General features: G+C 69.2%; 17 protein-coding genes. 12 read left to right on the top strand and 5 right to left on the bottom strand.

The annotated features are described in order from the left end of the window. Nucleotides 1-37: 37 nt before the first annotated feature. Nucleotides 38-469 (top strand): VOC family protein, encoded by a 432-nt coding sequence (locus tag WFQ67_RS07265; protein WP_213628381.1) that lies wholly within the window; start codon nt 38-40, stop codon nt 467-469. On the opposite strand, the gene WFQ67_RS07260 is transcribed toward WFQ67_RS07265, so the two are convergent. Next, nucleotides 463-1,266, bottom strand: coding sequence for a substrate-binding periplasmic protein (locus WFQ67_RS07260; RefSeq protein ID WP_213628380.1), 804 nt, complete (start codon nt 1,264-1,266; stop codon nt 463-465). The genes WFQ67_RS07265 and WFQ67_RS07260 overlap by 7 nt on opposite strands. A 252-nt stretch (nt 1,267-1,518) precedes the next feature. Between WFQ67_RS07260 and WFQ67_RS07255 the strand changes: the two genes are divergently transcribed. Then, the gene (locus tag WFQ67_RS07255; RefSeq protein ID WP_337056491.1) at nt 1,519-2,601 is read left to right on the top strand and encodes an endonuclease/exonuclease/phosphatase family protein; all 1,083 of its coding nucleotides are present in this window, start codon (nt 1,519-1,521) and stop codon (nt 2,599-2,601) included. 268 nt (nt 2,602-2,869) lie between these two features. Continuing rightward, the gene (locus tag WFQ67_RS07250) at nt 2,870-3,310 is read left to right on the top strand and encodes a CopD family copper resistance protein (RefSeq protein ID WP_337056490.1); all 441 of its coding nucleotides are present in this window, start codon (nt 2,870-2,872) and stop codon (nt 3,308-3,310) included. 9 nt (nt 3,311-3,319) lie between these two features. On the opposite strand, the gene hrpB is transcribed toward WFQ67_RS07250, so the two are convergent. Next, nucleotides 3,320-5,851, bottom strand: coding sequence for an ATP-dependent helicase HrpB (gene hrpB, locus WFQ67_RS07245; RefSeq protein ID WP_337056489.1), 2,532 nt, complete (start codon nt 5,849-5,851; stop codon nt 3,320-3,322). 129 nt (nt 5,852-5,980) lie between these two features. On the opposite strand from hrpB, the gene WFQ67_RS07240 reads away from it, so the two are divergent. The 7 genes from WFQ67_RS07240 to WFQ67_RS07210 all read left to right on the top strand — a co-directional run bounded on the left by WFQ67_RS07240 (nt 5,981) and on the right by WFQ67_RS07210 (nt 10,097). After that, on the top strand, nt 5,981-6,400 hold the full coding sequence (locus tag WFQ67_RS07240; protein WP_111261479.1) for a polyribonucleotide nucleotidyltransferase: 420 nt from the start codon (nt 5,981-5,983) through the stop codon (nt 6,398-6,400). After that, nucleotides 6,400-6,903, top strand: a complete 504-nt coding sequence (locus WFQ67_RS07235; protein ID WP_337056488.1) for a DinB family protein — start codon at nt 6,400-6,402, stop codon at nt 6,901-6,903. The genes WFQ67_RS07240 and WFQ67_RS07235 overlap by 1 nt, the downstream gene beginning before the upstream one ends. Beyond that, nucleotides 6,900-7,793: a cation diffusion facilitator family transporter gene (locus tag WFQ67_RS07230; RefSeq protein ID WP_213628377.1), complete on the top strand. Its 894-nt coding sequence runs from the start codon at nt 6,900-6,902 to the stop codon at nt 7,791-7,793. The genes WFQ67_RS07235 and WFQ67_RS07230 overlap by 4 nt, the downstream gene beginning before the upstream one ends. Nucleotides 7,794-7,890: 97 nt before the next feature. Next, complete coding sequence (locus WFQ67_RS07225; RefSeq protein ID WP_213628376.1) at nt 7,891-8,310, top strand: MAPEG family protein; 420 nt, start codon at nt 7,891-7,893, stop codon at nt 8,308-8,310. A gap of 447 nt (nt 8,311-8,757) precedes the next feature. Further along, the gene (locus tag WFQ67_RS07220; protein ID WP_111261483.1) at nt 8,758-9,237 is read left to right on the top strand and encodes an Lrp/AsnC family transcriptional regulator; all 480 of its coding nucleotides are present in this window, start codon (nt 8,758-8,760) and stop codon (nt 9,235-9,237) included. A 189-nt stretch (nt 9,238-9,426) separates the two neighbouring features. After that, on the top strand, nt 9,427-9,630 hold the full coding sequence (locus WFQ67_RS07215; protein ID WP_021221994.1) for a DUF2788 domain-containing protein: 204 nt from the start codon (nt 9,427-9,429) through the stop codon (nt 9,628-9,630). A gap of 74 nt (nt 9,631-9,704) precedes the next feature. Next, nucleotides 9,705-10,097, top strand: coding sequence for a globin (locus WFQ67_RS07210; RefSeq protein ID WP_173178501.1), 393 nt, complete (start codon nt 9,705-9,707; stop codon nt 10,095-10,097). 16 nt (nt 10,098-10,113) lie between these two features. Here the strand turns inward: WFQ67_RS07210 and WFQ67_RS07205 are convergent, their stop codons facing one another. Next, entirely contained in the window at nt 10,114-10,683 is a 570-nt protein-coding gene (locus WFQ67_RS07205) for a pseudouridine synthase (protein WP_213630401.1), read from the bottom strand. A 152-nt stretch (nt 10,684-10,835) separates the two neighbouring features. Here WFQ67_RS07205 and WFQ67_RS07200 point away from each other — a divergent pair, with 152 nt between their 5' ends. After that, complete coding sequence (locus WFQ67_RS07200; RefSeq protein ID WP_337056487.1) at nt 10,836-11,891, top strand: MBL fold metallo-hydrolase; 1,056 nt, start codon at nt 10,836-10,838, stop codon at nt 11,889-11,891. Nucleotides 11,892-12,117: 226 nt separating this feature from the next. Here the strand turns inward: WFQ67_RS07200 and amn are convergent, their stop codons facing one another. Continuing rightward, nucleotides 12,118-13,599 (bottom strand): AMP nucleosidase, encoded by a 1,482-nt coding sequence (gene amn / locus WFQ67_RS07195; RefSeq protein ID WP_173178499.1) that lies wholly within the window; start codon nt 13,597-13,599, stop codon nt 12,118-12,120. A gap of 144 nt (nt 13,600-13,743) precedes the next feature. Between amn and WFQ67_RS07190 the strand changes: the two genes are divergently transcribed. Then, on the top strand, nt 13,744-14,469 hold the full coding sequence (locus WFQ67_RS07190) for a hypothetical protein (protein WP_337056486.1): 726 nt from the start codon (nt 13,744-13,746) through the stop codon (nt 14,467-14,469). A 58-nt stretch (nt 14,470-14,527) separates the two neighbouring features. On the opposite strand, the gene WFQ67_RS07185 is transcribed toward WFQ67_RS07190, so the two are convergent. Beyond that, complete coding sequence (locus WFQ67_RS07185) at nt 14,528-16,177, bottom strand: acyl-CoA dehydrogenase family protein (protein ID WP_337056485.1); 1,650 nt, start codon at nt 16,175-16,177, stop codon at nt 14,528-14,530. Between the last annotated feature and the right edge of the window lie 3 nt (nt 16,178-16,180).

Genomic DNA, 16,180 nt, shown 5'->3' with positions numbered 1-16,180 from the left:
AGTCTTGTCGGGGCCATCGCACAGGGAGATTCATTCCATGGCCGAAAACCCCAGCATCCTGTCCCATATCTCGCTCGGCACCAACGACTTCGAGCGGGCCGTGGCCTTCTACGACAAGGTCCTGCCGGCCCTCGGTTGCCGGCGCATCATGGAGCACCCCGGCGCCGTGGCCTATGGCCGCCTTTACCCGGAGTTCTGGGTGCAGAAACCCATCGACGGCCGGCCCGCCAGCATCGGCAACGGCACCCACGTCGGTTTCTTCGCGGCCGACAAGGACGCGGTCCGAGCGTTCTACCAGGCTGCCCTGGACGCAGGCGGCACCTCGGACGGCGAGCCCGGGCCGCGTGCCGAATACGGCGCGCCCTACTTCGGCTGCTTCGTCCGCGACCCCGACGGCCACAAGATCGAAGCGGCCTTCTGGGACCTGGCCCTGGACTATGAACTGGTGGTCGAGCCCCACGCTCACTGAGACCCGGGCTGGTAGCGCCTGGCCGCCTCTTTCACCCAGCCCTCGTCGAGCATCTGCTGCAGGGCGCTGGCGATCCTGTCCTTCTCCTCGGCCAGCGACTGCTGCTGGGTGAAGCCGATGAACAGCTCGGTGCGGGTATCGGGCTGGTAGCCGGTCCTCACGATGCGTCCGGCCAGGCGCGGATCGCGCAGTTCGTAGTCCACCTGGCAATCGGTACCGATCACCAGCTGCAGGCGCCCGCGCAGGAGCATTTCCAGCAGTTGCTGCTCGTTGCTGACCCCGGACTTGTGCAGGCCGGCATCGGAATCGAAGGGCTGGAAGTAGGCCGACTCCAGCACGTAGCCGATGGTGGGCCCGCGCAGCTGCTCGTAGCGGGTGATGCGCCTGGCCAGTTCCGGCGTACCGTACAACCGTGGTGCGCAGGCGTAGTAGGGAGTGGGCAGGTAGTCGATATAGCGCTCGCGTTCGGGCGTGCGTGCCAGGCCGGTCATCAGGTCCGCCGAGCCGCTCTGCAACGCGGCCAGACCGCGCGCCCAGGGCGCCCGTTGCACGTCGAAGCGCAGGCCCGTGCGCCGCGCGATCTCGTTCAGCAGGTCGATGTCCAGCCCGTGCAGTGCACCGCCCTCGCCTTCCATGCGGAACGGCGGCCAGTAGTCGGTCATCACCCGCAGCGGCGGGCGCTCCTCGGCGCTGGCGCAGGTGATGCCGAGCAGCAGCCACAGAAGCCCGGACAGCAGCGCGCCGGCACGACCGCTGCCGGGCGATGCCGCGGGACTGGCTAACGACTGGCGATGCATGCCTGCTCCTGGAAGTCGGGACCGAGGGGTTGATCCTGCAAGACCCTTGCCGATCTGGGTGCCGGGCATGTTAGGGCAACCCGAGGGATGCGCAAACCAGGGTGCCGGGCCCCAATAGCGATCCGTCGCGACAGAACAAGAATAGCGCCACTGCCGGCATCCAGCCGCCTCGCTTGCGCACGCGTTTGGGCCGGGCCGCCCGCTCAGGTATGCTCGCCCATTCCCCGACCCAGCCAAGCACCGTTCCAGCCGATGCCCCTCCTACTGCGCCGCCTCCTGCTCTGCCTGCTGATCGTCTCCGTCGCCCTGGTCGCGCTGGTCTACAGCCTGACCTGGCACCCCGCCCCGCGCGAGGAGGAGCCCGTGGCCTGCGTCGCCGAGGCCCCCCTGCTGCAACCCGGCCAGGCGCTGAAGGTGATGACCTGGAACGTGCAGTACCTGGCCGGCAAGCGCTACGTCTTCTACTACGACCTGCCCGACCGCGAAGGCCCGGACGAGCGCCCGACGCCGGCGGACATCGCCTACAGCCTCGACGAGGTGGTGCGCGTGCTGCGCGACGAGCAGCCGGACCTGGTCTTCCTCCAGGAGCTGGACGAAGGCGCCCGCGCCACCGACTACCAGGACCAACTGGCGCTGCTGCGCGAGCGCCTCGCCGATGTGTACCCGTGCAGCACCCAGGCCTTCTACTGGAAGGCCGCCTTCGTGCCGCGAGCGCACATCCTCGGCAGCGTCGGCATGAAGCTGGGCACCCTCAGCCGCGTGCGCATCGACAGTGCCGAGCGCCTGCAACTGCCCCTGGCGGAAGGTGACGTGCTGCACCGCCCCTTCGAACGCAAGCCGGCGCTGCTGGTGAGCTACCTGCCGGTGCGCGACGGCGGCCGCCTGGCGGCGATCAACACCCACCTCGATCCCTGGACGCCCGGCCAGGACACCGCGCAGCGCCAGCTGGCGATGACCCGCAGCCTGCTCGACGAGCTGGAACGCGACCGCACGCCCTGGGTGCTGGGTGGCGACTTCAACCAGCTGCCGCCCGGCCAGTACCTGCGCCTGGACGCCGTGCAGCGCAGCCGCTTCGCCCGCGACAGCGAGCTGGAGGCCCTGGCGACCTACCCGAGGGTGCCCGCTGCCGAGGAAACCGACGGCACCGAGCGCGCGCGCTGGTTCACCCAGTTCCCCAACGACCCGCGGGTGTCGGGGCCGGATCGCACCGTCGACTACCTGTTCCACAGCCCACGGCTGACGCGGATCGATGCGCGGGTGCGGCAGGGCGATACGTTGCGCATCTCCGACCACCTGCCATTGATCGGCCGGTTCCTGCTGCCGCCGGTGCACTGAGCCGGCACGTCTGATGCAGGGGCAATGTAGGGCGATGTAGGGGCGACTTCAGTCGCCAGGCAGCGCGCAGCGCTGCCAGCTTTGTGGGAGCGAATTCATTCGCGATCAGATGCTCAGCCACGTGCCTCGCGCCTCGCCAACGCCTCCTGCGGTCCGCCACGCACCTCCCTTACCCACAGCTGACGCAGGTCAGGGCCCGCTTCGCGGCAAGCGGCATGATCGGCGACGGGCCTCGTGCCCCTCGCCATCCGCCGCCCGGGAGCCCGCCATGCATTTCCTGCTGCTCAAGTTCATCCACCTGACCGCCGCCGCGTTCTTCATCGGCGGGGTGTTCTTCGAAGTGATGATCCTCAGCCGCGCCACCCCGGCGCTGGAGGCCGAGCCACGCGAGCGCTTTTCCAAGGCGTTGGGGCAGCGGGCGCGCCGGGTTATGCACTGGGTGGTACTGGCGCTGTTCGGCGCCGGGCTGGGGCTGGGCTGGCACTACCGCGCGGCGCTGCACGCGCCCCTGGCCAGCAGCTTCGGCACCTTGCTGATGCTGAAGATCATCCTGGCGCTGAGCATCCTCGGGCACTTCCTGCTGGTGGTGGTGCTGATGCGCAGCGGGCGGATGACGCCACAGCGCTCGCGGCGCATCCACGTCAGCGTGCTGCTGCACATGCTCGGCGTGATCTTCCTCGCCAAGGCGATGTTCCTGATCAGCTGGTGAGCCCGGCACTCAACGACGCGGCTTGGCCCGGGCGGTGGGCTCGGCGATCAGCGGGTCGTCCGGCCAGTAGTGCTTCGGGTAGCGGCCCTTGAGGTCCTTCTTCACCTCGACATAGGTATTGGCCCAGAAGCTGGCCAGGTCCTGGGTCACCTGCACCGGGCGGCGCGCCGGGGACAGCAGGTGCAGCTTGACCACCTGGCGGCCCTCGGCGATGCGGGGCGTGTCGGCCAAGCCGAAGAGCTCCTGCAGGCGTACCGCGAGCACGGGCGTGTCTTCGCTGTAGTCGAGGCGGATGGCCGAGCCCGACGGCACGGTGATCGCGCGCGGCGCCAGTTCGTCGAGGCGCTGGGGCAGCGGCCAGGGCAGCAGGCCGGCGAGGATGCCCGGCAGGTCCAGGGCGGAGAAATGGCTGAGGCGGCTGACCTTGCCCAGCCAGGGCGCGAGCCAGTCTTCCAGGGAGTCGAGCAGCGCGGCGTCGGACAGGTCCGGCCAGTCGCTGCTGCCCTGCCGCGCCAGGTCGAGGCGCCGCAGCAGCGCCACGCGGGCCTGCCACTGGCGCAGCTCCGGCGTCCAGTTCAGCAACTCCAGGCCCTTGCGCCGCACGAGGGCGACCAGTGCGCGGGTGCGGGCGTCTTCGTCCAGGCTGGCCAGGGGCTCGCGGTCCAGCACCAGCTCGCCGATGCGCCGCTGCCGCTCGGCCCGCAGCACGCCTTCGCGTTCGTCCCAGTCCAGCAGGTCCAGCACGCTGAGCTGTTCGGCGAGGGGGCCGTCGAACAGCGTCGGGTCGAGGTCGGCGGCCAGGTAGATGCGCTCCTCGCGCTGGCCCTGGCGGCTGCCCAGGTCGGCGACCACCAGCCAGGGCTCCTTCATCAATGCATCGGGCTCGGCGAACAGCGCCGCGCGGCCATTGGCCAGGCGGTATTCGGCGCCACCGGGGCGGCGCTGCTGGGCGATGCGGTCGGGGTAGGCGAAGGCCAGCAGGCAGCCGAGCCAGCGCGGGTGCTCGGCATCGGCCACCGCTTCGGTGGCGCCGCCGCGCAGGTAGGAACGCAACTGCCGGGCCAGTTGGCGGGCCCGTTGCACACCGCCCTTGGCGCCACGGGCGGCTCCGGCCTCGCCGCTGAGCAGGGCGATGCGGCTGTGCAGGTCGGCGCCGCCGCCACGGAGGATGTCGCGCTCGCCGAGCAGCGCGGCCAGGTCGCAAGCCAGGGCGCCGAGCCCGAGCGCCTGCCCGCGCAGCAACAGGTGGGCGATGCGCGGGTGCGCCGGCAGCTCGGCCATGGCCTGCCCGTGGGCAGTGAGCGCCAGGCCGCCATCGCCGCGCGGGGCCAGGGCTCCCAGGCGACGCAGCAGGTCGCGGGCCTGGGCATGGGCGGCGGCGGGCGGCGGGTCGAGCCAGGCCAGCTCGCCGGGCTCCACGCCCCAGCGCGCCAACTGCAGGGCCAGGCCGGCGAGGTCGGCCTGGAGGATCTCGGCGCTGCCGTGGGCGGCGAGCTGCTGGTGCTGTGCCTCGGACCACAGGCGATAGCAGACGCCGGCCTCCAGGCGCCCGGCGCGGCCGGCGCGCTGGGTGGCGGAGGCACGGGAGATGCGCTGGGTGTCGAGGCGGGTCATGCCGCTGGCGGGGTCGAAACGGGGTACGCGTTCGAGGCCCGCATCCACCACCACGCGCACGCCGTCGATGGTCAGGCTGGTCTCGGCGATGTTGGTGGCCAGCACCACCTTGCGCTTGCCGGCAGGCGCGGGCTCGATGGCGGCGCGCTGGGCGGCGAGGTCGAGCTCACCGTGCAGCGGGCAGAGCAGGACGTCATCGCGCCCCAGCAGCTGCTCGCCGAGCTGTTCGGCGACGCGGCGGATCTCGGCCTGCCCGGGGAGGAACACGAGCAGGCTGCCGGGCTGTTCGGCGAGTGCCTGGAGCACTGTCTGCAGCACGCGGGGCTCGATGTACTCGCCGCTCTGGTGAGGCCGCCCCCAGTGGATATCCACAGGGAACATGCGCCCTTCGCTGCGCACCACCGGGGCCTCGCCGAGCAGGCTGGAAAGGCGCTCGCCCTCCAGGGTGGCGGACATCAGCAACACCTTCAGCGGCGGTTCGTCACGCAGAAGCGCACGACCGTTGAGGGTCAGCGCCAGGGCCAGGTCGGCATCCAGGCTGCGCTCGTGGAATTCGTCGAAGATGACCAGGCCGACGCCCTCCAGCGCCGGGTCGTCCTGCAGGCGGCGGGCGAGGATGCCCTCGGTCACCACCTCGATGCGCGTGCGCGGGCCGACCTTCGACTCCAGGCGGATGCGATAGCCCACGGTCTCGCCGACCTTCTCGCCCAGCTCGGCGGCCAGCCTTTCGGCGGCGGCGCGGGCGGCCAGGCGGCGGGGTTCGAGCATGAGGATGGTCTGCCCGGCGAGCCAGGGCTCGCCCAGCAGCGCCAGGGGTACGCGGGTGGTCTTGCCGGCGCCGGGAGGCGCTTCGAGCACCGCTTCATGGCGCCGCACGAGGGCTTCGCGCAGCGCGGGCAGGACGGCATCGATGGGTAGCGGATTCATGGTGGCTCCAACGCGGGGTGGCGATTATAGCGGCGAACTGCCAGCCCTTTCGTGTGGTCTCAACACTGCCGTGCGTTTTGCAATGAACGCCTTGGTATAGTGACGCCATTTCCCCGCCTGGAGCCGCATATGCGCATGTCTTCCCGTTTGATCGGTGGCGCCGTCGCCGCCGCCCTGCTCACCCAGCTGACCGCTTGCGGCACGCTGTTCTTCCCAGACCGCCGCGGCCAGATCGAAGGCAAGATCGACCCCGTGGTGGCCGCGCTCAACGCCGTCGGCATCCTCTTCTACGTGATCCCCGGCCTGATCGCCTTCGGCATCGACTTCGCCACCGGCGCCATCTACCTGCCGGACAACGAGACCGCCCAGGTCGACCCGGCACTGCTCAAGGACGCCATCGACGCCGACGGCAAGGTCGACAACGCCCGCCTGAAGGCGATCATCGAGCGTGAAACCGGCCGCAACCTGCCGCTGGACGACCCGCGCCTGATCCAGCACAGCGGCAGTGCCGAACAACTGGCCGCCTACGGCCTGAAGCCCGCCGCCTGATGAGCGCGCTCGCCAGCCATTTCGACCGGCTCCTGGCCTACCACGGCTGGGCCTACCGGCAATTGCTGGCGAGCCTCGCGTCGCTCGACGAGACCCGCTACCGGGCCGATCGCGGCCTCTACTTCGGTTCCATCCACGGCACCCTGAACCACCTGGCGGTGGTGGATCGCATCTGGTTCTCGCGGGTCCTGCACCTGCCCCGCCCCTTCGAGAAGCTGGACGCCGAGGCGGCCCCCGACCGTGCCGCCCTGGCCGCCGTGCTGGCCGAGGGCATCGGCCTGTGGCGCGCCTGGCTGGCCGGGCAGGACGACAGCGCCCTGGCCGCGCCGCTGGAATACCAGAACATGCGCGGCGACGCCTTCCGCCGCCCCCATGGCGAGATCCTCACCCACCTCGTGAACCATGGCACCCCCCACCGGGGCCAGGTGACTGCGGCGATGACCGCGATGGGGCTGGAAAGCCCGGCACTGGACTTCATCTACTACCAGCCGAGCCGCCCATGAGCACTTCGGAGCAGCATGCGCGCCTGCTGCGGCTGGCCACCAATGCATCGCTGTCCGTCGCCCTCACGCTGGTGCTGGCCAAGGCCGTCGCCTGGTGGCTGAGCGGCTCGGTCAGCCTGCTGGCGGGGCTCACCGACTCGCTGCTGGACAGCGCCGCGTCCCTGCTCAACCTGCTGGCGGTGCGCTTCGCGCTGAAGCCGGCGGACGATGACCATCGCTTCGGCCACGGCAAGGCGGAGTCCCTCGCCGGGCTGGCGCAAGCCATGTTCATCGGCGCCAGCGCCGTGCTGGTGGGGGTGCAGGCCGTCGAGCACCTGCGCCAGCCGCACCCCCTGGGTGCCCAGGGGCTGGGGATCGCGGTGATGGTCCTGTCGCTGGCGCTGACCCTGGCCCTGCTGGCGCTGCAGAACCATGTGGTGAAGATCACCCACTCCACGGCGGTGCGCGCCGATTCGCTGCACTACCGCTCCGACCTGTTGCTCAACGGCAGCATCCTCGTGGCCCTGGCGCTGGCCAGCCAGGGTTGGGAACGCGTGGACGGCTTCTTCGGCCTGGGCATCGCCCTCTACATACTCTGGAGCGCCGTCAGCATCGCCCGCGAATCGGTGGCGGTGCTGATGGACCAGGAAGTGTCGCCACAGGTGGGCGAGCACATGCACCAGCTCGCCTGCGCCGTGCCCGGGGTGCTGGGTGTACACGACCTGCGCACGCGCATCTCCGGCAGCCACTGGTACGTGCAGTTGCACCTGGAGTTGCCCGGCGAGCTGCCGCTGTCCCAGGCCCACGCGCTCAGCGAGCGCGTGGAGCAGGCGATCATCGAGGCCTACCCACGGGCCGAGGTGCTGGTCCACGCCGACCCCATCGAGGTCGTCCAGGCAGCGCGCCACTGAGGCCCCTTTCCTCCTCGTCGGTTGGCTTCGCGCAATAGAGCAATTGCTCTAGAATCGCCGCGCGCCATCCCACAACAACAAGTCGAGGAGCCTTTCCATGTCGCAATCCCCCACCGCCATCGCCCTGCTCGGGCTCGTCGCCTGGAGCCTGCTGCTGGTCTTCCTGCTGGTGAACCAGCGCGGCCTGTTGGTCATGGCCGGGCGCATGAAGGTCAACGCCTTCGCCCCCGACGGCAGCAACACGCCCGGGACTCTCGGCCAGCGCCTGGTCCGCGCTCATGCCAACTGCCTGGAGAACCTGCCGATGCAGGCAGCGGTGCTGCTGTTCGCCCTGGCCACCGCGCAGACCGCGATCACCGACCCGCTGGCCCTGGTGCTGCTGGGCGCGCGCGTCTTCCAGAGCCTGGTGCACCTGACCAGTACCAGCGCCCTGTTCGTCTGGCTGCGCTTCGCAGGCTTCTTCGTGCAGCTGGCCGTGCTGGCCTGGTGGCTGCTGAGCCTGGCCGGCCTCGTCTAAGGCATCCCACAAGCACCCATGGTTTTCCGCGCGCGGTCTCGATGGGTTTCGCCGAGCTCTACCCATCCTACAAAGCGACGCGTCAAGCCCGTGCGCCACGCCTTCGACCGCGGGCTTCTTTCGGGCAATAAAAAAGGGGGGCCCCAATTTCGGGCCCCCCCTTCGGGGAATCTGTCCGGTACTGACGATTTTGTCGCCGCGTTCATCGCCTGCCTGATTGGGCAGCGCGGACCCGGGGGCCGGCTCGAACCGGTGGGTTCGGCGGCGCCGACGCACCTGATTGGGCGGGTCGGTTGGACATGCTGTCCGGGCCGTGAAACTGGAAACAATCTTAAGTCGACAGGCGCGACAGATGATTGCAAAGATTGCTGTTCAGATTGCCACTTGCGCAATTTTTCACTAATAAAGCATCATTCCTGGCAATACACACGGAATCCAGGTGCAAAGATGGAAAGACTCGACCGCTACGACCTGAAGATCCTCGCCGAACTGCAACGCGATGCGCGCATCTCCAACCAGGAGCTGGCCGAGCGCATCGGCCTGTCGCCTTCGCCCTGCTCGCGGCGGGTGAAGCAGCTGGAGGACGACGGCTACATCGTGCGCCAGGTGGCGCTGCTCGACCGCAAGAAGCTGGGGCTGAGCCTGACCGCCTATGTGCTGATCGGCATGGATCGCCACACCCCCGAGCGCTTCGAACATTTCCAGTCGGTGATCGGCCAGTGCCCGGAGGTGCTGGAGTGCTGCCTGGTCACCGGCATGGAGGCGGACTACCAGCTCAAGGTGGTGGTGCCGGACATGGACCACTACCAGCAGTTCCTGCTGGGCCAGCTGACCCGCATCGAAGGCGTCACCAGCGTGCGTTCGAGCTTCGTGCTCAATCAGGTGCTGAGCACCACGGAGCTGCCGCTGACCCATCTGCGCGGCTAATACGGAGGTGGTAGTGGCGAGGCCCTGGGCGCGGCGTATAATCGCCGCGCCTTTGCTGTGCCCCGCGTGGTTTCGCCAATAAAGAGCCTCAGGCTCGCAGAACAACAACCGCAGCCCCCGCCCTCACGGCATCACTGCCCGGCGCCCTCTCGCGCCAGGCCTGATTCGTTTCGCTGCTAGAGGTTGAGAATGAGCCCCGAGAAATTCGAAGAGTGGATGATGACCGCAATGATCGCCGGCCTCGTGCTGTTCATGGCGTTCATCGTCTGGGACCTCGCTAAGAAGTCCAAGGCCGGCCGCTTCGGCACCTTCATCCTGTTTCTCGCCCTGGGTCTCGGTGTACTCGGCTTCGTCATCAAGTCCCTGGTGATCGGCGGCCTCGAAGGCATGTAAAAACCTCACCCGCGCCTCCCGTGCCGGCAAGGTCGCCTGCGCGGGCGGCTTCGTTTTTCCTGCCTGGAGACAACATGAACGCCACCGATCGCGTCATGCAGAGCTATGGACGCTGCTGTGCCAATCCCGACTTCTTCGATGCCTTCTACCGGCGCTTCCTCGACAGCTCGCCGCAGATCCGCGCCAAGTTCACCGAGACCGACATGCCGGCACAGAAGGCGCTGCTGCGCCAGGGCATCCTCAACCTGGTGATGTTCGCGCGCGGCATGCCCGATACCAAGCTGCGTGCGCTCGGCGCCACGCACTCCCGCGAGGGCTTCGACATCCGCCCCGAGATGTACGACCTGTGGGTGGAGTCGCTGCTGCTGACCATCGCCGAGCACGACAAGGAACACAGCACCGAGGTGCGCAGCGCCTGGCGCGAGGTGCTGAACAAGGGCATAGAAGTGATCAAGTCCTTCTACTGACCCACCTCGCCGGCGCTCAGTCCAGACGCGCCGGCACTTCCTTCCATTGCCCGAGCCCCAGCCCATCCAGGGCGAAGGGGCCGATGCGCACGCGTACCAGGCGCAGGGTCGGCAAGCCGACGGCCGCCGTCATGCGCCGCACCTGGCGGTTGCGCCCCTCGCGGATCACCAGCTCCAGCCAGGCGGTGGGCACGCTCTTGCGAAAGCGCACCGGCGGGTCGCGCTCCCACAGTTGCGGAGTCTCCAGCAGGCGCGCCTCGGCCGGCAGGGTCGGGCCGTCGTTGAGTTCGACGCCGTCCCGCAGGCGCTGCAGCTGTTCCTCGCTCGGCTCCCCTTCCACCTGCACCCAGTAGGTCTTGGCCAGCTTGTGCCGGGGGTCGGCGATGCGCGCCTGCAGGCGGCCGTCGTTGGTCAGCAGCAGCAGGCCCTCGCTGTCGCGGTCCAGGCGCCCGGCAGGGTAGATGCCGGGGATGTCGATGAAATCCTTGAGGGTGGCGCGCCCTTCCCCGTCGCTGAACTGGGTGAGCACGTCGAACGGCTTGTTGAACAGCACCAGGCGCGGTTCGGCCGGCGGCGCCTTGGCCACACGGCGTGGAGCGGCGGGCTGGGGACGGCGGGCGGGAGGACGTGCAGGGCGCGGCGGGCGGGACGACATGGCTGGTTACGAGCGGCAGTGGACAGGGTATCGGAAGCGCATGCTAGGTTGAGCGCCCCACCACCGCAAGAGCGAGGACCGCCATGCCCCGTGCGTTACGCCCCACCTGGCTGATCAGCCTGATGACCCTGGCCGGCTGCGCGGGCACGCCCTACCAGGGGCCGGCCACGGACCATTTCGACGGCCAGCGCTTCCACAACATCGACCCCAAGCCGCACAAGGACCTGTGGTCGGTGCTGAAGTGGCAGTTCAACCGCGAGAAGCAGGCGCCCTGGGTGGAAGAGCCCGCTGCCGAGGCACCCGAGGTGGTGGCGCGGGTGCAGGGCGACGAACTGCGGGTCACCTACATCAACCACGCCACCGTGCTGATCCAGCACCGCGGGCTCAACGTCGTCACCGACCCGGTGTGGTCGCAGCGCGTCAGCCCCTTCAGCTTCATCGGCCCGCGCCGCCACCAGCAGCCGGGCCTGAGCCTCGACCAGCTGCCGCCCATCGACCTGATCCTGGTCAGCCACAACCACTACGACCACCTGGACCTGGACAGCCTGCGCGGCCTGGCCGAGCGCTTCCCCCTGGCCACCGTCGCCACCGGGCTGGGCAACGGCCCGCTGATCCGTGAGACCGGCTTCGCCCGCGTGGTGGAGCTGGACTGGTGGCAAGAACTGCCGCTGAACGACGAACTCACCCTGCACTCGGTGCCGGTGCAGCACTGGTCGGCGCGCACCCGCAGCGACACCAACCAGACCCTGTGGATGGGCTTCGTGATCACCTCGCCGGACGGCCCGCTGCTGTTCCCCGGCGATACCGGGCTTGGGCCGGAGTTCCGCCTGATCCGCGAGCGCTTCGGGCCCATGCGCTTCGCCGCGCTGCCCATCGGCGCCTACGCGCCACGCTGGTTCATGCGTGACAACCACATGAACCCGGATGATGCGGTGCAGGCCCACAAGCAGCTGGATTCGCGCAACAGCCTGGCCATTCACTTCGGCACCTTCAACCTCACCGACGAAGGCCAGTACGCACCGCCCCGGGACCTGGCCAAGGCGCTGGTGGACTGGAACGTCGACGCCGACAACTTCCGCGTGCCGACGCCGGGCTACCAGTGGCAGGTGCCGGTGATGGCGCCGGCAGGGGCGGAGTGAGGCCCATCGCGAACGAATTCGCTCCACAGGGATAGCGACGCTGCGCGCGCAAAGGCAGGCCCACTCACGGACGTGATCGCTGCGTAGGGTGGAGGTCGCCTTTCACCTCCACCAAGCGGAGTCGAGCCCGGCCCCCCGACGTGCAACGAACGGCCGGGACCGGTCGCCCCGCTTCCATAAACGACAAGGGCCGCATCATGCGGCCCTTGTCGTTATCCACAGCCGATCAACGGAACGGTGGCTCGTCGAAGCTGCGCAGCTTGCGCGAGTGCAACGAGTTGAGCTGGTTGCGCAGCAGGTCCAGCGCGGCGATGCCGATGCGCAGGTGCTGGCTGACGGCACGCTGGTAGAAGGCGCTGGCCGAGCCCGGCAGCTTGATCTCGCTGTGCAGCGGCTTGTCGGAGACGCACAGCAGCGTCCCGTAGGGCACCCGCAGGCGGTAGCCCTGGGCGGCGATGGTGCCGCTCTCCATGTCCACCGCCACCGCCCGCGAGAGGTTGATCAGCGGGCGCTCCTGGGCCCAGCGCAGCTCCCAGTTGCGGTCGTCGTAGGTGAGCACGGTGCCGGTGCGCAGGCGCCGCTTGAGGTCTTCGCCGCGCTCGCCGGTGACCAGCGCCGCGGCGTCCTGCAGCGCCTGCTGCACCTCGGCCAGGGCCGGCAGCGGGATGTGCGGCGGCAGCACCCGGTCGAGGATGCCATCGCGGCGCATGTAGGCGTGGGCCAGCACGTAGTCGCCGATGGTCTGCGACTGCCGCAACCCGCCGCAGTGGCCGATCATCAGCCAGCAGTGCGGACGCAGCACCGCCAGGTGGTCGGTGATGTTCTTGGCGTTGGAAGGGCCGACGCCGATGTTCACCAGGGTCACGCCGTGGCCGTCGGCGGCGATCAGGTGGTAGGCCGGCATCTGGTAGCGGTGCCAGACCACGCTGTCGATCACCGCCTGCATGGTCTCCTCGTTCATGTCGCGCTCCACCAGCACGTTGCCGGGCAGCACCATGCGCACGAAGCGCGGGTCCTCGCGCAGCTGGGTCACCCCGTGCTGGATGAACTGGTCGACGTAGCGGTGGTAGTTGGTCAGGAGGATCCAGGGCTGCACATGGCGCCAGTCGCTGCCGGTGTAGTGCACCAGGCGGCGCAGGGAGAAATCCACCCGCGCGGCGTCGAACAGCGCCAGGGGCAGCGGGTCGGCCTGCTCCCAGTCGTAGAGCCCGTCGGCGACACCGTCGGTCGCGGCGGACAGGTCGGTGCTGGGGAACACCCGCGCCAGGGCGGCGGCGGTCACGTCGGTGCCGGCCAGCTCATCGCCCTGCTCCACCACATAGGGGTAGGGGATGTTCTGCTGGCTGACGCCCACCTCCACCTGCACGGTGAAATCGCTCATCAGCGGGCGCAGTTGCTCCAGCAGGTATTTACGGAAGGCGGCGGGGTGGGTGACGGTGACGCTGTAGGTGCCCGGCACCTGCATCTTGGCGTAGGCGCGAACGGTGGAGGGCACCTCGCCCTGGCAGCGGTAGGTGATGCGCAGCTCCGGGTAGCGGAACAGCGCGCGTTGGCTGGCGTCCGGCTCGACCCGCTCCTTGAGGTAGAGCTTGAGGGCCTGGCTCAGCGCGGAGGTGGCGCGGCCATGCAGTTCGGCCAGACGGTCGACGGCCTCTTCGGCGGTACTGGCGATGAGAAACTCGGCGGAATCCTGGGTCACGGTCGGCATCCTGTCTGTGCGAACAGGTTCTATCTTGCCGCTGTCCGGGCCTGCGGCATAGAGCCTTCGACGCATTGCACGACGATTGTTCTCCCGTGGCGCCGCTGCGGGCCTGCAACTAGGCTTGAGCCACCCACCCGACGAGTCACCGCCATGCGCCCTTCGATCGCCCTGCTGCTGCCCGCCCTGTACTGCACCACCCTGGTGGCCGGCGAACTGGATGGCCGTTACCAGGCCAACCTCGACGGCCAGCCCACCGAACTGGTGCTGCGCCAGGATGGCCAGGCGGTGCAGGGCCAGTACGTGGAGAACGGCAGCCTGCAACTGGACCTTGCGGGCAGCTTCGACGGCCAGGTGCTGAGGGCCCAGATCAGCGTGCCGCAATCCGGGCAGGTGGTCGCCACCCTCGCCGCCCGCTACGCCGACGCGCAGCTCAACACCCGCATCGCCGCCCGCGACCCACGCAACGGCCAGGTGCTAGAACGCCAGGCGCTGTTCCAGCGCGCCGGGCAGGCGACCGCACCGGCTCAGGCTGGCGGCGGCCTGGACCCGGCCCTGGTGGGCGACTGGGTGCACGAGAAGATCATCAACAGCAGCGGCGGCACCGGCTTCGCCTCCTTCAACACCGTGATGACCCTGCGCCTGGGCGCCGACGGCAGCGTGGCGCAATGGACCCGCTCCGCCGGCGGTGGCGGCGACTGGAGCTACGACAGCCCCGGCGAGCTCCAGTACAGCGGCCAGTGGCGCAGCGACAACGGCGTGCTGCTGGTGCGCCAGCAAGGCGCCGCCGACTACCAGCCCGCCGCCCGCTACCGCTTCAGCGCCCCCTACCTGGTCACCGAGGGCACGGGCGGGAAGATGATCTGGCAGCGGCGTTGAACCGCTGCCCGGAGAGATCGCCGGGCTTCACCCGACTCAAGCAATCACGCATCGAACCTTACGCCAGATGCGGCGAACTCCGCGCCACCAGCGCCTCGACATCCACGCCGCGCGGCAGGGTGCCGTAGACGCGGCCGCCGTGGCCGAGGCGGCTGGCGATGAAGGCGTCGGAGACGGTGGCGTTGCCGGCTTCCAGCAACAGCTTGGCCTGCAGGCCCACGGCGACGTCTTCGGTGAGCTGGCGGGCGCGGTACTGGATGTCGGCGGTGTCATGGAACGCGGCCTTGAGGTTGCCGATATGGGCGGCCAGGCGGGCGTCGCCGTGGCCGTCGCCCAATTCGACGAACAGCGCATCGAGCACGCCCGGCTCCTTGGACAGGGCGCGCAGCACATCCAGGCACTGGACGTTGCCGGAGCCTTCCCAGATGGAGTTCACCGGTGCCTCGCGGTAGAGGCGCGGGAGGATAGTCTCCTCGACGTAGCCCGCACCGCCCATGCATTCCTGGGCTTCGTTGATCATGGCGGGGGCACGCTTGCAGATCCAGTACTTGCCCACGGCGGTGACCAGGCGGGCGAACTTGTCTTCCTGCTCGTCGTGGGCGTGGTCCAGGGCGCGGCCCATGCGCATGGTCAGGGCCAGCGCGGCCTCGCTTTCCAGGGCCAGGTCGGCGAGTACGTTCTGCATCAGCGGCTGCTCGGCCAGCACGCGACCGCCGACCTTGCGGTGGGCGCAGTGGTGCGCGGCCTGGGTGAGGGCCTGACGCATCAGCGAGCTGGAGCCGATCATGCAGTCGAAGCGGGTCAGGGAAACCATCTCGATGATGGTGGGCACGCCGCGCCCTTCCTCGCCGATCATCCAGGCCAGCGCGCCGCGGTATTCCACCTCGCTGGAGGCATTGGCCCAGTTGCCCAGCTTGTTCTTCAGGCGCTGGATGTAGAACTGGTTGCGGGTGCCGTCCGGGCGATGGCGCGGCAGCAGGAAGCAGGACAGCCCCTTGTCGGTGTAGGCCAGGGTCAGGAAGGCGTCGCACATGGGCGCCGAGCAGAACCACTTGTGCCCGACCAGCTCGTAGGCCTGGCCCGGGCCGGGGATGCCGACGGGATGGGCGCGGGTGGTGTTGGCGCGCACGTCGGTGCCGCCCTGCTTCTCGGTCATGGCCATGCCGATGGTGACGCCGCTCTTCTGCTCCATGGGCAGGTTGCGCGGGTCGTACTGGGTGGAGAGGATCTTCGGCAGCCATTTCTCGGCGATGTCGGGCTGCAGCTTCAGGGCCGGAACACTGGCGTAGGTCATGGTCAGCGGGCAGGCGTTGCCGGCCTCGGGCTGGTTGTGCAGGTAGTTGAGGGCCGCGCGCGCCACCTGGGCGCCGGGGCGCGGGTCGGTCCAGGGCAGCGAGGGGATGCCGGCGGCGATGGCCGAAGCCATCAGCTCGTGGTAGGCGGGGTGGAACTCCACCAGGTCGATGCGGTTGCCGTAGCGGTCATGGCTCTTGAACACCGGCTTGTTCTCGTTGGCCAGGAAACCCGCGGCCATCAGCGCGCCGCCGGCGGCAGCACCATAGCGATCGAGTTGCGCCTCGGCCCAGCCACCGTCGTAGCGGCGGGTCCACTCCTGCAGCGGCAGGTCGAGGCGGTAGAGGTTGGCGCCGTCCAGGGACGGCACCTGGTTGAGCACGTCATGGGTCTCGGCGAACTGGTGCAGGTTCATGGC

Source organism: Pseudomonas sp. USHLN015 (assembly GCF_037153275.1).
Lineage (GTDB): Bacteria > Pseudomonadota > Gammaproteobacteria > Pseudomonadales > Pseudomonadaceae > Metapseudomonas > Metapseudomonas tohonis.
This window is presented reverse-complemented; position numbering and strand designations above follow the sequence as displayed.

Bases quoted from the DNA above. Each gene is read 5' to 3' on its own strand.
- WFQ67_RS07265 (WP_213628381.1), top strand. From the start codon at position 38: ATGGCCGAAAACCCCAGCATCCTGTCCCATATCTCGCTCGGCACCAAC.
- WFQ67_RS07260 (WP_213628380.1), bottom strand. From the start codon at position 1,266: ATGCATCGCCAGTCGTTAGCCAGTCCCGCGGCATCGCCCGGCAGCGGT.
- WFQ67_RS07255 (WP_337056491.1), top strand. From the start codon at position 1,519: ATGCCCCTCCTACTGCGCCGCCTCCTGCTCTGCCTGCTGATCGTCTCC.
- WFQ67_RS07250 (WP_337056490.1), top strand. From the start codon at position 2,870: ATGCATTTCCTGCTGCTCAAGTTCATCCACCTGACCGCCGCCGCGTTC.
- hrpB (WP_337056489.1), bottom strand. From the start codon at position 5,851: ATGAATCCGCTACCCATCGATGCCGTCCTGCCCGCGCTGCGCGAAGCC.
- WFQ67_RS07240 (WP_111261479.1), top strand. From the start codon at position 5,981: ATGCGCATGTCTTCCCGTTTGATCGGTGGCGCCGTCGCCGCCGCCCTG.
- WFQ67_RS07235 (WP_337056488.1), top strand. From the start codon at position 6,400: ATGAGCGCGCTCGCCAGCCATTTCGACCGGCTCCTGGCCTACCACGGC.
- WFQ67_RS07230 (WP_213628377.1), top strand. From the start codon at position 6,900: ATGAGCACTTCGGAGCAGCATGCGCGCCTGCTGCGGCTGGCCACCAAT.
- WFQ67_RS07225 (WP_213628376.1), top strand. From the start codon at position 7,891: ATGTCGCAATCCCCCACCGCCATCGCCCTGCTCGGGCTCGTCGCCTGG.
- WFQ67_RS07220 (WP_111261483.1), top strand. From the start codon at position 8,758: ATGGAAAGACTCGACCGCTACGACCTGAAGATCCTCGCCGAACTGCAA.
- WFQ67_RS07215 (WP_021221994.1), top strand. From the start codon at position 9,427: ATGAGCCCCGAGAAATTCGAAGAGTGGATGATGACCGCAATGATCGCC.
- WFQ67_RS07210 (WP_173178501.1), top strand. From the start codon at position 9,705: ATGAACGCCACCGATCGCGTCATGCAGAGCTATGGACGCTGCTGTGCC.
- WFQ67_RS07200 (WP_337056487.1), top strand. From the start codon at position 10,836: ATGCCCCGTGCGTTACGCCCCACCTGGCTGATCAGCCTGATGACCCTG.
- amn (WP_173178499.1), bottom strand. From the start codon at position 13,599: ATGCCGACCGTGACCCAGGATTCCGCCGAGTTTCTCATCGCCAGTACC.
- WFQ67_RS07190 (WP_337056486.1), top strand. From the start codon at position 13,744: ATGCGCCCTTCGATCGCCCTGCTGCTGCCCGCCCTGTACTGCACCACC.
- WFQ67_RS07185 (WP_337056485.1), bottom strand. From the start codon at position 16,177: ATGAACCTGCACCAGTTCGCCGAGACCCATGACGTGCTCAACCAGGTG.